Origin of the sequence: Metabacillus kandeliae (genome assembly GCF_021166585.1) — a bacterium.
GTDB classification, from domain to species: Bacteria; Bacillota; Bacilli; order Bacillales; family Bacillaceae; genus Metabacillus_B; species Metabacillus_B kandeliae.
This window is the reverse complement of the sequence record NZ_JAJOZE010000001.1, coordinates 1310370-1323529: the sequence shown is the minus strand read 5'-3', so window position 1 is coordinate 1323529 and position 13160 is coordinate 1310370. Positions and strand designations below refer to the sequence as shown.

17 protein-coding genes are annotated in these 13160 nt (G+C 43.0%); 12 read left to right on the top strand and 5 right to left on the bottom strand.

Annotated features, from left to right (window positions below):
• The first annotated feature begins 20 nt into the window (after positions 1-20).
• A complete protein-coding gene (locus LRR81_RS06700; protein WP_231788640.1) occupies positions 21-455 on the top strand; it encodes a YlbF family regulator in 435 nt (144 codons plus the stop codon).
• Positions 456-491: 36 nt separating this feature from the next.
• On the opposite strand, the gene LRR81_RS06695 is transcribed toward LRR81_RS06700, so the two are convergent.
• Positions 492-818, bottom strand: a complete 327-nt coding sequence (locus LRR81_RS06695) for a hypothetical protein (RefSeq protein ID WP_231788500.1) — start codon at positions 816-818, stop codon at positions 492-494.
• 112 nt (positions 819-930) lie between these two features.
• On the opposite strand from LRR81_RS06695, the gene LRR81_RS06690 reads away from it, so the two are divergent.
• Positions 931-1203: a YlbG family protein gene (locus tag LRR81_RS06690; protein WP_231788499.1), complete on the top strand. Its 273-nt coding sequence runs from the start codon at positions 931-933 to the stop codon at positions 1201-1203.
• Between the two features lie 70 nt (positions 1204-1273).
• Here LRR81_RS06690 and LRR81_RS06685 read toward each other — a convergent pair whose 3' ends face one another.
• Positions 1274-1663, bottom strand: a complete 390-nt coding sequence (locus LRR81_RS06685) for a DUF7147 family protein (protein ID WP_231788498.1) — start codon at positions 1661-1663, stop codon at positions 1274-1276.
• Between the two features lie 762 nt (positions 1664-2425).
• Between LRR81_RS06685 and rsmD the strand changes: the two genes are divergently transcribed.
• Both rsmD and coaD read left to right on the top strand, forming a co-directional pair.
• Entirely contained in the window at positions 2426-2989 is a 564-nt protein-coding gene (gene rsmD, locus LRR81_RS06680; RefSeq protein WP_231788497.1) for a 16S rRNA (guanine(966)-N(2))-methyltransferase RsmD, read from the top strand.
• A gap of 2 nt (positions 2990-2991) precedes the next feature.
• Complete coding sequence (gene coaD / locus LRR81_RS06675; protein ID WP_231788496.1) at positions 2992-3483, top strand: pantetheine-phosphate adenylyltransferase; 492 nt, start codon at positions 2992-2994, stop codon at positions 3481-3483.
• 71 nt (positions 3484-3554) lie between these two features.
• Here coaD and ylbJ read toward each other — a convergent pair whose 3' ends face one another.
• A complete protein-coding gene (ylbJ, locus tag LRR81_RS06670; protein WP_408631584.1) occupies positions 3555-4796 on the bottom strand; it encodes a sporulation integral membrane protein YlbJ in 1242 nt (413 codons plus the stop codon).
• Between the two features lie 155 nt (positions 4797-4951).
• On the opposite strand from ylbJ, the gene LRR81_RS06665 reads away from it, so the two are divergent.
• Complete coding sequence (locus tag LRR81_RS06665; protein WP_231788638.1) at positions 4952-5755, top strand: patatin-like phospholipase family protein; 804 nt, start codon at positions 4952-4954, stop codon at positions 5753-5755.
• On the top strand, positions 5748-6767 hold the full coding sequence (locus LRR81_RS06660; RefSeq protein ID WP_231788495.1) for a SepM family pheromone-processing serine protease: 1020 nt from the start codon (positions 5748-5750) through the stop codon (positions 6765-6767). The genes LRR81_RS06665 and LRR81_RS06660 overlap by 8 nt, the downstream gene beginning before the upstream one ends.
• Positions 6768-6803: 36 nt before the next feature.
• Here LRR81_RS06660 and LRR81_RS06655 read toward each other — a convergent pair whose 3' ends face one another.
• Positions 6804-8030 (bottom strand): nucleotidyltransferase, encoded by a 1227-nt coding sequence (locus LRR81_RS06655; protein ID WP_231788494.1) that lies wholly within the window; start codon positions 8028-8030, stop codon positions 6804-6806.
• 209 nt (positions 8031-8239) lie between these two features.
• Here LRR81_RS06655 and LRR81_RS06650 point away from each other — a divergent pair, with 209 nt between their 5' ends.
• The 4 genes from LRR81_RS06650 (at position 8240) to LRR81_RS06635 (ending at position 10783) form a co-directional block, all read left to right on the top strand.
• Positions 8240-8764 (top strand): YceD family protein, encoded by a 525-nt coding sequence (locus LRR81_RS06650; protein ID WP_231788493.1) that lies wholly within the window; start codon positions 8240-8242, stop codon positions 8762-8764.
• 92 nt (positions 8765-8856) lie between these two features.
• Entirely contained in the window at positions 8857-9030 is a 174-nt protein-coding gene (gene rpmF / locus LRR81_RS06645) for a 50S ribosomal protein L32 (protein WP_231788492.1), read from the top strand.
• Between the two features lie 148 nt (positions 9031-9178).
• Positions 9179-9949 (top strand): enoyl-CoA hydratase/isomerase family protein, encoded by a 771-nt coding sequence (locus LRR81_RS06640; RefSeq protein ID WP_231788491.1) that lies wholly within the window; start codon positions 9179-9181, stop codon positions 9947-9949.
• A 219-nt stretch (positions 9950-10168) separates the two neighbouring features.
• Complete coding sequence (locus tag LRR81_RS06635; RefSeq protein WP_231788490.1) at positions 10169-10783, top strand: RsfA family transcriptional regulator; 615 nt, start codon at positions 10169-10171, stop codon at positions 10781-10783.
• Positions 10784-10866: 83 nt separating this feature from the next.
• Here LRR81_RS06635 and LRR81_RS06630 read toward each other — a convergent pair whose 3' ends face one another.
• Positions 10867-11328: an N-acetyltransferase gene (locus tag LRR81_RS06630; RefSeq protein WP_231788489.1), complete on the bottom strand. Its 462-nt coding sequence runs from the start codon at positions 11326-11328 to the stop codon at positions 10867-10869.
• 230 nt (positions 11329-11558) lie between these two features.
• On the opposite strand from LRR81_RS06630, the gene LRR81_RS06625 reads away from it, so the two are divergent.
• Together LRR81_RS06625 and LRR81_RS06620 are read left to right on the top strand one after the other, a co-directional pair.
• The gene (locus tag LRR81_RS06625) at positions 11559-12899 is read left to right on the top strand and encodes an acetyl-CoA carboxylase biotin carboxylase subunit (protein WP_231788488.1); all 1341 of its coding nucleotides are present in this window, start codon (positions 11559-11561) and stop codon (positions 12897-12899) included.
• Between the two features lie 44 nt (positions 12900-12943).
• Complete coding sequence (locus tag LRR81_RS06620) at positions 12944-13159, top strand: acetyl-CoA carboxylase biotin carboxyl carrier protein subunit (protein WP_231788487.1); 216 nt, start codon at positions 12944-12946, stop codon at positions 13157-13159.
• Position 13160 lies beyond the last annotated feature (1 nt).

Sequence of the window (13160 nt, the reverse complement as noted above, 5' to 3'; positions counted from 1 at the left end):
GCAAATTGGTACTAGCTACTATGGAGAGCGTATCGATTCTTGAAGAGGCTGAAATGCTTGGCAAAATTATTGAAAATTCAGAGCCTGCTCAAGAATACCAGCGTGTTAGCGATGCGCTGAAAAATGATAAAACAGCACAGTCACTCATTAGTGAATTTCAGCATATAAAAGATAAATACGAGGATGTCCAAAGATTTGGGAGATATCATCCTGATTTTAAAGAGATTTCCGCCAGTATGAGAACGGCAAAGCGGAGCATGGATATGAATGATGCAGTAGCGGCCTTCAGAAAAGCGGAAACGAACCTTCAGGCTCTGCTTGATGAGATCAGCACAGAGCTTGGCAAGGCTATTTCACAGCATATTAAAGTGCCTTCAGGCAATCCGTTTTTTGAAACAGGATCATCCTGCGGCGGCGGATGCGGATCAGGCGGAAGCTGCGGCTGCGCATCCTGAACAAAACAACGAAGGCAGGGGCAAGCTCCCTGTCTTTTATTTTTTTTTGAGCAGTACACAGTCGGGGCATAAGTTGCCGCAGCAGAACATTTTCTCCTGCGGAACAAAAAAGCGGTGACGGAAAACATTCAGGTTTCCATCCCTCCTGACAAAAACGGTTTTGACTGTTACCCTTTTTTTCAGCATCGCTTTTTTAGAAGCTCTGAAAATGCATTTTTTCAACTCTTCAAGCGGAACATCCTCTTTTGCAGATATATAAAGAAACGGTGTGCCTGCAATTATTTTTCTCTCCGCCATCATCACAATATGCTGTTCTTTCAGGATCAAAAGAAATTCAGTCCAAATTCCTTCCAGTTCTGTCACAGGGTTTCCGCTCCTTTCGTGCGGATTTTAGGCAATCAGGAAATAGAAAATATTGTGAAAGCAAAAAAACTCTGTTAAAATTTTTATGGACACGTGAAAAGGGTGAAAAATGATGGCTGATAGAAGACAAGGCTTAATTATTTGGATGCATTCATTAAAACATGTAAAAATGCTGCGGAAATTCGGGAATGTACACTATGTTTCCAAAAAGCTGAAATATGTTGTGCTGTATTGCGATCTTGAAGCCAGTGAACAGCTGGCAGGGAAGATTGCTTCCTATTCGTTTGTCAAGCATGTTGAGCAATCCTATAAACCTTACTTAAAATTAGAATTCGAAAGCAAAATAGACAAAGCAAAAGAATATGATTATAAAATGGGTTTATAACCGTTAAAAATGCCATCCTTCCTGGATGGCATTTTCATTTGCCGCCCCGGCTTATGCCTGCAGCTGTTCCTTATTTCATTGGAGGAATCAAATGATTGAGCCTCAAAATGCCGATTAAATATTGATAATATAATTCAGCTTCGTGAAAAGCAGATGAGGGTTTAACCGTCAGCACTGCAGTTGTGAGGCCAAGTTCTTCTGCCAGATCCTGAATCAAAGTGTACCGCTTATTTTCTCTCACTGCCGGATCAGGTATTCCTTCTCTGCAAAGATAAATAGCCTGAAAGCCTCCTGGATCTGTCGGCTTCATTACAACGGCCGCAGAAAGAAAAGCGCTGCCGTTTTTCTCTGTTTTTAAGAGTAAAAGCCTGTCAGCTCTGTTTTTGTTCGCTTTTGCTGTTTCAATAAGCTCATATAAATCAGAATACCCTTCACCAAGCTCGATAAACCGCTGGATCACTGCAATCACACTCCTAACTTTCCTTGCCATGCGTAAAGAGAAATGGCAATTAATTTTATCAAATGATGATCATGATGTATAGCTTTGGTCCTGAAAGACCATAATGTAACATGACAACACTCGGTAACCGATGTTGTTGCCAACCGCGGAGAAGACTTACGTTTCCCCATAAGTTCTTCCTCCGGTTTCTCCTCTCCCTTTTCCTTTTAACCTTATATGAGGGATAGAAGGACCCTGCAGATTGTATAGTCTGCGGGGTTTTTTTGGGTGTTTATGAAAGAGGGGGGAGCGGGTTTACATAAAAAAATTATTTTATAAACTGCTGGTATTCTTTTTTAATTAGAGCCTATTTTATGAATGCTCTTACAGTGAATGCATGCAAAATTCCATTTTAGGTCTACATAATTCAATTTTAAGTGAGCGTGCGCTATAAAGGTAGAGCTGGCTTTTCATTTACTGTCCAAAATGCCGTCTTTACTGGCGGATAAAGCAAATCTACTGTCCAAAATGCCGTCTCCACTGTCCAAACCAGCAGTTCAACTGTCCAAAACAGCCCCTCCACTGTCCAAAGCCACATAAGGGATTTTTCACTCTTCAAAAACCGTTTTTGCACCCCCGGCCCCGTATTTTTAGAGAACATCCAGCCATTAAACCCGTATATCATCGCTGCCATTCTCTCAAATGTGTTGTTTTTTCTTTTTTTCCTATGGTACGATAAAACTTGCTTAAATGCAGGAATCTTATAAAGCAGTGGTGAATATTATGAGAGTTGTTTCAGGCACATGCAAAGGACGGCCTTTAAAGGCTGTGCCCGGTACAGGGACAAGGCCTACAACAGATAAAGTGAAAGAAGCGATTTTTAATATGATCGGCCCTTATTTTGATGGCGGCTCTGCTCTTGATCTTTTCGGAGGTTCAGGAGGGCTCGGCATCGAGGCGCTGAGCAGGGGAACTGAATCCTGCATCTTTGTCGATAAGGATCAGAAAGCGATTCAGACAATACATAAAAACATTGAAGCCTGCGGGTTTGAAAAACAGTCAGAGGTTTACCGGAACGATGCAGAGAGAGCATTGAAGGCCGTTATGAAAAGGGAGCTTTCTTTTTCTTTGATCTTCCTGGATCCGCCATATAAGCAACAAAAATTGAAAGCGCTTATAAATTCAATTGGAGAAGCCGGCATTCTGGATGAAAAAGGGTATATTGTTGCCGAGCACGGGACAGAAGAAAGCTTGCCTGATGAACTTGGGGAGCTGGTCAAGCTTAAGGGTGAACTTTACGGCACGACAGCTGTTTCAATTTTCGGCTATTCTTTAAAGGGGGAATAATCATGACGCGGATTGCCGTTTGTCCCGGAAGCTTTGATCCGGTTACACTTGGTCATGTGGACATTATCAAGAGGGGAGCCAACATTTATGAAAAAGTATATGTGTGCGTGCTCAACAACTCTTCTAAAAAGCCTTTGTTTAACGTTGATGAAAGATGCGAGCTTTTAAGAGAGGTAACAAAAGACATCCCGAATGTGGAAGTCGAATCCTTTAAAGGGCTGCTGGTGGATTATGCCAGACAAAAAAAGGCCAACTCGATTTTAAGAGGCCTCAGGGCGGTTTCGGATTTTGAATATGAAATGCAGATTACCTCAATGAACCGGTTTCTTGATGAAGGTATTGAAACATTTTTTATGATGACAAATAATCAATATTCCTTCTTAAGCTCAAGCATTGTAAAAGAGGTGGCCAAGTATAAGGGTGATATAAAAGATCTTGTTCCCCCTGCAGTAGAAAGAGCCTTGAAGGAAAAGTTTAATTTGGAATCTGAATGAAAAAAAGGATGACCTAAGAGTGCTGCTCTTAAGGTGCATCCTTTTTCTGCATTTTGAAAGTAAGGCATGCTTTATTTCCGGAGCGGCGGTCGGTTAGCGCCCGTCCCGGCAGCCAGCATGAGAGTATAAAGAAGCAGTGCTCCAATGGTGACGAGGGGTCCGTAATGAATCATGGCATCCCACGCGGGTGCCATAACGTTTTCGGCAGCTTCCTGTAAAAAAACGGGGGCAGCTCCTGAAACAGTTCCAGTTTGCCAGCTGAGATATAAAGGATGATATAAAACAGCAGCTGCAATAGAAGCGAAAACACCGTGCATGATCCTGGCGATAAAAAAAGGCTGGAAACGGATATCCGTTTCTGCAAGTATGCTTGCGACCTGTGCCTGCACGGAGAAGCCGCTGAAAGCGAGAATAAAGCTTGTTACAATAACAGCCTGAAAAAGCAAATCATGGCCTGCAGCTTGACTTACGAGGCTTGAGCCAAGCGTAATTTCAAACAAGCCTGAAAGTAAAGGTTTTGTCATGCTGGCTGGAAAACCTATAAACCCAAGCACCGCATTCAATCCGCCTGCAAGAAAATCCGTTGCATTGGCAACAGAAAGAATTCGATTAAAGACGGAAAATGCAATGATAAAACCGCCGATCATTAGAAGAGTTTGAATAGAGGATGAAACAGCTGCACCGAGCATTTTCCCGATCGGCTGCTTGTTTTCAAGCCTTGTTTTATGCAGAACGCTGAAGGCTGTTCGAAGGGAAGGAAGCCCCCATTTTCCTTTTTCTTGCCATGCGGGCTCATCTTTTCGTCCATGGAACCGCATGATCAGCCCCACCATGATATTGCCGGCATAATGGGAGGCAGCGAGCAGAATGCCCAGAGCTTCGTTGTGGAAAAATCCAACAGAAACAGCACCGAAGATAAACAGCGGGTTTGAGCAGTTTGTAAAAGAAACAAGTCTCTCTGCTTCAACAGCTGAAAGCTGCTTTTCCTGGCGAAGCCTTGCGGTGAGCTTTGCTCCAGATGGAAAGCCTGAAGCCATGCCCATAGCCCATACAAAACCTCCGACACCGGGCACTCTAAAGACAGGACGCATAAGAGGCTCTAAAAGAATGCCGATAAATTTTACAATACCAAAGCCGATCAAAAGCTCTGAGATAATAAAGAATGGGAGCAGTGAAGGAAATACAATTTCCCACCACATTTTTAGGCCATCCTTTGAAGCAGAGAGGGCGGCTTTTGGATGCAGGATAACTAAAATGGTCAGAGCGGCAATAAATAGTGCCGCAAAAATAGTGGTCCATTTTTGCCGGTTCAAGGCGATGCCCCCAGTAATTGTTTTTCTTTTTCGCAGGCGGTGCTTGTAAAAAGCCGTAAAAGGGACAGGACAGCTTATCCTTCTATTCAATATACGGGTATAGCCCCCTGTTTTAGACCATATGATTGAAGTAACATTTAAGGGCAAAAGGGGGCATTCTCCTGGAAAAGGAACCGAAGATCGGACTGGCGCTGGGATCTGGTGGTGCAAGGGGGTTTGCTCATTTAGGCGTTTTAAAAATATTGAAAGATTCCCAGATTCCTGTAAGCATGATTGCAGGAAGCAGTATGGGAGCGCTTATAGGCGGTATTTATGCTTCAGGGATTGAGCTTGATAGAATGTATAAGCTCGCTGAAGCGTTTAAAAGAAAGTACTATCTTGATTTTACGATTCCGAAAATGGGATTTATTGCGGGAAAAAGGGTAGAGGAACTGATTAAAGTTTTTACGATGGGAAAAAATATTGAAGATCTCGCCATTCCTCTCGCCATCGTTGCAACAGATCTTTATGAAGGAAAAAAAGTTGTTTTTAAAACAGGAGCTGTTTCAAAAGCTGTCAGGGCAAGCATAGCGATACCGGGAATATTTGTCCCTGTTAAGGCAGATGGCCGGCTGCTTGTGGACGGCGGCGTGATCGACCGCGTGCCGGTTTCTGTAGTAAAAGAAATGGGAGCCGACCTTGTTATAGGTGTAGATGTCTCAAGAGTAAAGCAGCATGAAGATATTCAGTCGATTTTTGACGTGATCATGCAGAGTCTTGATATTATGCAAGAGGAGTTGCTGCATCACAGAGAGACAGTCTCTGATTTGATGATGAAGCCGAGTGTGGAACAGTACAGTTCAAGAGCATTCACAAGCATTCAGGAAATCATCGGAATAGGAGAGCAGGAGGCGCTGAAGCACTTGCCGAAAATCAAGCTGCTGATTTCACAATGGAAGGAGCAGCAAACCCTTGAATAAACGTAAAAAAACCATTCAGGCATTTGTTGCCGGCATATTGCTGGCAATGATCCTGTCTTATGCCAAACTGCCATACTATATCGCAAAGCCTGGACATGCTGATGCACTTCATTCTCTTATAAGAGTTGACTCCGGGACAGAATCAAAAGGTAGCTTTGCCCTGACAACGGTCAGCTTTGGAAAAGCAAGTCTTCTGACCTTTGCGGCAGCGCATTTTCAGCCGAATGAGCAAATTTTTTCGGAGGGCGAGGTAAAGTCCAGGGGAGAGTCTGACCGTGATTTTGCTAAACGGCAGCTGATCATGATGAAGGAGTCTCAGGATTCGGCGATTCTGACAGCTTTTAAAGAAGCCGGCAAGCCTGCTGAAGTGTTTTTCAGGGGCTTGCGTGTATCCTCTGTCGAGAAAAAAGCAGACGGTAAGGGAGCTTTCCAAAAAGGCGATCTGATTTATCAGGCGGATGGCATCAGTTTTAAAAGCGTTGAGGAATGGAAGCATTTTCTTTCTTCCAAAAAACCGGGACAGAGTATCAAATTCTCTCTTGAACGAAATGGAGAAAGAAAGACGCTGACAGTCCCTGTTCCGGCAAAGAGTGGAATTGCGGAATTAGGCATTAGAGCAGCTGAAAGCAGGACTGTTGCAGCCCGTCCTGCTGTTGCGTTTGAAACTGGCGGGATTGGCGGTCCTTCAGCGGGTCTGATGATGAGTCTGGAGATTTATGATCAGCTGAAGAAAGAGGACTTAACAAAAGGCTATAAAATTGCCGGAACCGGCACGATCTCGAGTGATGGAAGGGTGGGACCGATCGGGGGCATTGCCCAAAAAGTTATCGCTGCCGATCGCGAAGGAACAGCCATTTTCTTTGCGCCAGCAGAAAATAACAATTATGAAGATGCCAAAAAAACGGTTCAGTCTATTCATTCAACCATAAAGCTGGTTCCTGTCAGGACATTTAAAGATGCTGTCCGCTATTTGGAAAGTCTTCCTGAAAAGAAGGACAAGCAGGCAATATAGAAATCCCCCTGTTTTAGACAGGGGGATTAATTTTCTTTAAAGCATTACTTTTGTGCCCTCATGATAACGGAGTGGGGGAGTTGCATATTCCTCTCTCAGCTTCATTGTGCGGACAGGTTCCGGGTAAATCATATTGTAAACTCGCGCTGCTTTCAAATCGAGTGAAAGCATGGGGTCATCGAATGAGGAAACCTTGCTGATTAATGGGAGCTTCATTTTCTTTTTATACTGGTTTAAGTATTGCTGTCCTTTTTGGGACATGCCGAGAATTCTGACGTACCGGGATTTGCCTTCAAAAGCAAGCATTGATTTTTTTGTGCTTCTTGTCAGGATGTGCACGCACATGCGCTGCAGCCTTGTCCATGTATAGCGTTTTGTTTTCAGCTTTTCCATAAATTCGTGAAAGCTGCCTGCATCCTGAATAATAGAAAGAATTCGATTTTCAATCCCCTCTTCTATTTCATAAATAGCGCCAAGCTCCTCTTTTTCCATTGTCAGCAAAGTGTACTTCAAAAGGTGAAAAAAATTCTCCCAGTTCTTAAGGGGATCTGCGGCAGAATCGAGAAGGGCAAAAGTACTTTGAGGCACATAAGGTTTAATGGTGTCCCCGTTTCCTGACTGGAACAGGAATTTTCTAATCCCTGTAGCGCTTGCAATGGAGCCCTCCGGCAGATTTTCTTCATGGTAGCCTGCAGAAATTCTTTTTATGGTAGCAGGGGTGATGGCCGCATGCTGGTCATGAATGGCTTTAATATAATGATAGCCGAGAATATTGTTAGGCTGTGATAAATCAGCCGCAGGAGCCCCGTTTTCAGAAATTGACTTAAATGCGAGCGAGAGAGCCTGAGGATAGCTGCTGCCAGTCTGCATGCTGGAATGAATTTTTGCTTCATATCGCTCCCGTTTTTGATTGATTAGCTGCTCTGTATACAAAAAAGGCTTTATGTCTCCTTCTTCGCTTCCGAAGCAAAGATCTGTGCAGCCCAGTGCATCAAGGATCGAAACCGCTCCTGATGCGAAAGTTTCCGCTTTTTGCACAGCAAAAGCATAAGGCAGCTCGGCAACGAGATCGACGCCGCCCATTAAAGCCATTTTAGTCCGTTCCCACTTTGACACAAGAGCAGGCTCACCCCTTTGCAGAAAAGGCCCGCTCATTACGGCTGCTGTCAAATCGGCCTGTACAGATTCTTTCGATTTTTGGAGATGATATAAATGACCGTTATGAAAAGGATTGTATTCAACCACAAGTCCTAATACTTTCAAATAAAAAAACTCCTTTCTTGCACACGGTAAAGATACTAATATTATATACGTTTTTTTACTGTCCCAAAGCCTTATAAGCCCTCTATTTTACAAAGTATCCAGAAATGAATATAATGGACAAAGCAGCTGTTTAGGGTGTAAAGAAAAAATATTGACAAATAATATGGCGAAAGCTATAATTACCTTTGTTGCCTTGAGGTGATCACATAATGAAATGGTCAATAAATGAATTGCATCAATACCAGAGCAAAGGGCTGGAACTTGATGAAACAATCCGTTTGGATGAGCTGAAAGACGTGCATAATGAATTGCGGAAGATAGAGCCTGTCCATGTTAAAGGACATGCTGATATCAGTTCTTCAAAGGCTGCCTTTCACCTTTTAATTGAAGGAACGATGATTCTGCCGTGCTCCCGGACACTGGTTGATGTAAGATATCCATTTAAAATTGACACAACAGAAATTTATTTGCTGAAAGCTATGGAATTTGCGGATGAAGAAGAACCTGAAATCCACCAGCTTGATGGAGACAGTGTTGATCTGATACCGATGATCAAGGAACTGATCCTTTTGGAAATTCCTATGCAGGTTTTTTGTGACGATGTTAACGAAGAAGGCGCAGCACCTCAGGAAGGGAAAGACTGGCAAGTTATCTCGGAAGAGGAGAAAAAGGCTAAGGTTGATCCAAGGCTGGCTGATTTGGCCAAATTTTTCGATAACAATAAAGAAAGCTGATAACAGCATGCCAACAGAATGAAGAAGATCGGATTTAACCGGCTTCATTATTTAAATTGTAATGCTTTAAGATTGTTAAGGAGGTGGGAAGAATGGCTGTACCTTTTAGAAGAACTTCCAAAACTAGAAAAAGACTGCGTCGTACACACTTCAAATTGCAAGTGCCTGGTATGGTAGAATGCCCAAACTGCGGTGAAATGAAATTATCTCATCGCATTTGCAAAGCATGCGGACAATACAAAGGAAAAGAAGTAGTTGAAAAATAATGTTTGGAGAAATCGCAAAGGCTAATTTAGCCTTTGCGATTTTTTTATGCTTTTTTATAGGTGAAGACTCCTTTAGTAAGCCAGAAATGGTAAGATGCCAGTAAGTAAAAGCCCTGAAAAAAGGACAATAAAGGAGAAGGTTTAAAGCATGGAAAAAGTGAGGCTCCTAGAACGGTTTGAAGGAATAGCAGAAATTGAGATTTGCCGTCCTGAAAAACACAATGCCATAGATTTTGATGTGATGGAAAAAATGGAATACATACTGAACGAGCTGGCTCTGAAAAAGGATTTAAAAGCTATCGTAATACGGGGAAACGGTCCAAAAACCTTTTGCTCAGGCGGTGATCTTTCTGCTTTTCATTCTTTAAGAACGAAAGAGGATGCTTATAGGATGCTGAGCAGGATGGGGAACATCCTTTATGAGCTCGCTGTTTTCCCTTTCCCTGTATTTGCCCTGATCAACGGAACAGCTGTTGGAGGAGGAGCAGAGCTTGCTGCAGCTGCAGATATCCGCATTGCCAGAAAGGGAAGCAAAATTGGATTTATACAGGGAACGCTTGCCATTACAACTGGATGGGGAGGAGGCAGCCTGCTTTTTGACCGGATCCGTCATGATCAGGCTATGGTGATGCTTGCTTCATCACGGATTTTCGCAGCCGAAGAGGCATACCGGACAGGTTTTGTTACAGATGTGCTGGATGACGCTGAATTCGAAGAAGAAGGCTTAAGATATATCAGTGAACTGCTGAAGCCTAATCCAGATGTGCTGAAAGCTTATAAAGCAATGAAGACTGAACAGCTGAAAGCAGCAGGCTTACAAGGGAAAATGAACAAGGAAAGTATGCGCTGCGCTGAGCTGTGGGAAAAGGATGCTCACCTTTTAGCTGCAGATTCCTTTTTGGCCAATAGGAAAGGATAAGCTTCAGCGGCATTTGTGGTTTTTAAGGACAAATATCTTGAATAAATAGTAGAAAGCAGCATAGTCTATCTTTTCTATCAGCGGCATATATTGAGGAAAAAGGATTGCATGGGGTGAGAAGCAAAGCCCGGGCCATTCTTTTACCGAAAAATTACCGGCCTTTTGGTTCATTCATAAGGGACAGCGTTTAAAGGAAGAACAGCTGATGGAGGGATGATAATGACGGCTGCAAGGCAGGATGCGTGGAACCAGGATGAAGATTTGCTGCTTGCTGAAGTAGTACTGCGGCATATACGCGATGGGGGAACCCAGCTGCAGGCATTTGAAGAGGTTGGGAGAAGGCTGACAAGAACAGCGGCTGCCTGCGGATTCAGATGGAACTCGTTTGTAAGAAAGCAGTACAAAACAGGAATTGAGCTTGCTAAAAAGCATCGCAAGGAAAAGCGCAAAGGAACAGCTGAAAGGGAAACAGCCGAGACGGCACCTCAAGCAGCAAAAATCGAAGAAACCATTCACCAAAAAGAAGAAATATCTCTTAAAAAGGTCATTGAACTGCTGCAGAAATTGGAAGAAGATTACAGGGCGGAGAATGAGAAACAAACAAAAGAAGATTTAAAGAAAAAGGTTGCTTTCCTTGAAAGAAATGTGGCAAGGCTTGAAGAGGAGAAGAGCACCCTTCAGGCGAGTCTTCAAACTGTTGAAGAAGATTACTCTGCCTTAATAGAAATTATGGAAAGAGCGAGAAAAATGGTCGTTTTTCAGGATGATGAACGAAACAGGAAAGTGAAATTTCAAATGGACAGAAACGGAAATTTAGAAAGAATTGAAAAATAAGGGGCCTGGTGCAAAAAGGTACGATAGCCTTTTCGCGCCAGACCCCCTTTTTATCTGATCAGACAGTATTCTAAGCAGCAAATCTATTCAGCTTTTTCTGAAGGGTACCAAATCAGAGGATTTTCCCCTTTGTCCCGTTCCATGTCATATTTTACAGGCTCAAAATTCATTCTAGACCAAAATTCAGCTGATTTGACTCTTGGATTTGTTTTAATGGGGAGCCCGAAGGACTTGGCAAACTCAACGAGCGATTGACCGTAGCCTGCTCTTTGGTAATCAGGCAGAACCTCAAGCTTCCAAAGTTCAAGGTAGTCCCTTTGAGGCTCGAAATACTGATCGAGATGCTTTTCCACTTTATAAAGACTCATCCGCGCAACAAGCTTATCCCCAAAGTAAATTCCGTAAAAAGGAGAATCACTGTCATTCTCTACGATATTTTCCTGCAGATCTTCAAGCATCGACAGTTCCTGAAGGCCGTACTCTTTAAATTTTTTAAATTCTTCAAGTGTTTTGTAGTTAATAACCAAACGTTCGACTTTGTGCATTCTCTCTCCCCCTAAAGAAACCATGACAAATTTTTTCTGTGAAAAGAACTTAAATAATCGAAATATAGTGAATACTCCTTGATTATACCATGAATATAAGCAGGGAAACAAAATAGCAAACGCTTACACGAAATTTGAAGGAATATCGGAATTATTGTAGAAAATAAAATAGGATGCATTGAAGCAAGCGGCAATGGTCAATGACAGCAGACAGACAAGGGGGGATAGGCTTGAAGAAAATTCTGATTGCCAACAGGGGAGAAATCGCACTTCGAATCATCAAAACATGCAAAGAAATGGGGATTGAAACAATCGCCGTTTATTCGGATGCTGACAAAGAGCTTCCATATGTAAGAGAAGCCTCATATGCCTTCCGAATCGGAGAGCCGCCTGTATTAAAATCCTATCTTCAGAGCGAGCAGATACTTGACCTCGCTGTAAGGGAAGGGGCAGATGCCATACATCCGGGCTACGGCTTTTTATCGGAGAATGCAGCATTTTGCCGTGCAGCAAGAGAAAAAGGGATTGTGTTTATTGGACCTTCTGCTGAGGTGCTTGGCCTTATGGGGGACAAAGTGAAAGCAAGGCAAACAATGAAAGAAGCAGGGGTGCCTGTCATACCCGGAAGCGAGAATGGCATTGATACGCTGGAGGAAGCCTCTGCAATGGCGGAAAGCATCGGATATCCCGTCATGCTGAAGGCAAGCGGGGGCGGCGGAGGTATTGGAATGAACCTTTGCAGCAGCGAAGAAGAACTGAAAAAAGCCTATCAATCTGCCAGAACGAGGGCTAAAACATATTTTGGGAATGATGAAGTGTTTATCGAAAAATATGTAGCCAATGCGAGACATGTAGAAATACAGATTTTCGGGGATTCTCATGGCCATGCTGTCCACCTTTTTGAAAGGGACTGCTCTGTTCAGCGCCGCAATCAAAAAGTGATTGAAGAATCGCCATCACCGTTTATCTCGGATAAAACTCGTCAGCTGATGTGTGCAGAAGCAGTAAAGGCAGCTGAATTTGTTCAATATGAAAATGCGGGAACGATTGAATTTATTGTTGATGCACAGGAAAACTTTTATTTTCTCGAAATGAATACAAGGCTTCAGGTTGAGCACCGTGTAACAGAATGGATTACGGGGCTTGATTTGGTCAAATGGCAGATTCTTGCCGCAAGCGGAGAAAAACTTCCGCTTTCACAGGATGAAATCCTTCAATCGGGACACGCCATAGAATTTAGGCTGTATGCAGAAGATCCGGTGAAATTTTTGCCGTCCCCTGGACCATTAAAAACATTTACATATAAAAATATGGATGGGGTCACGATCGATCTGGCTTATGAAGCAGGCAATACGGTCAGCCCGTATTATGATCCGCTTGTTGCCAAAATGATTGTTCATGCAGAAACAAGAGAACTTGCCTGCAAAAAAGCGGAAGAATTTATTGCCGGCATGGAGATAGAGGGCATTAAAACAAATCTGCCTCTGTTTGCAGGCATTCTGAAAGACGGTGCCTTCTTAAAAGGAAAATACCATACAGGCTATTTAAACGAATTTTCCTTAACCGTATAACTCAGCAGAACATTACACTATATAGAAATCAGGAGGAATAACAGATGAAACAAATTACAGCTAATATGGCAGGCACAGTATTGAATGTACTCGTACAAAATGGAGCAGAGGTAGCTGATGGCCAGGAGGTCGTTATGCTTGAATCCATGAAAATGGAAATTCCGATTGAAGCGGCTGTCACCGGGAAGGTCAAAGAAATTTCTGTGCAGCCTGGAGATTTTGTGAATGAAGGCGATTTGCTTATCACACTGGAAGACTAAG

Bases quoted from the DNA above. Each gene is read 5' to 3' on its own strand.
- LRR81_RS06620 (WP_231788487.1), top strand. From the start codon at position 12,944: ATGAAACAAATTACAGCTAATATGGCAGGCACAGTATTGAATGTACTC.
- rpmF (WP_231788492.1), top strand. From the start codon at position 8,857: ATGGCTGTACCTTTTAGAAGAACTTCCAAAACTAGAAAAAGACTGCGT.
- LRR81_RS06650 (WP_231788493.1), top strand. From the start codon at position 8,240: ATGAAATGGTCAATAAATGAATTGCATCAATACCAGAGCAAAGGGCTG.
- rsmD (WP_231788497.1), top strand. From the start codon at position 2,426: ATGAGAGTTGTTTCAGGCACATGCAAAGGACGGCCTTTAAAGGCTGTG.
- LRR81_RS06635 (WP_231788490.1), top strand. From the start codon at position 10,169: ATGACGGCTGCAAGGCAGGATGCGTGGAACCAGGATGAAGATTTGCTG.
- LRR81_RS06690 (WP_231788499.1), top strand. From the start codon at position 931: ATGGCTGATAGAAGACAAGGCTTAATTATTTGGATGCATTCATTAAAA.
- coaD (WP_231788496.1), top strand. From the start codon at position 2,992: ATGACGCGGATTGCCGTTTGTCCCGGAAGCTTTGATCCGGTTACACTT.
- LRR81_RS06640 (WP_231788491.1), top strand. From the start codon at position 9,179: ATGGAAAAAGTGAGGCTCCTAGAACGGTTTGAAGGAATAGCAGAAATT.
- LRR81_RS06630 (WP_231788489.1), bottom strand. From the start codon at position 11,328: ATGCACAAAGTCGAACGTTTGGTTATTAACTACAAAACACTTGAAGAA.
- LRR81_RS06700 (WP_231788640.1), top strand. From the start codon at position 21: ATGGAGAGCGTATCGATTCTTGAAGAGGCTGAAATGCTTGGCAAAATT.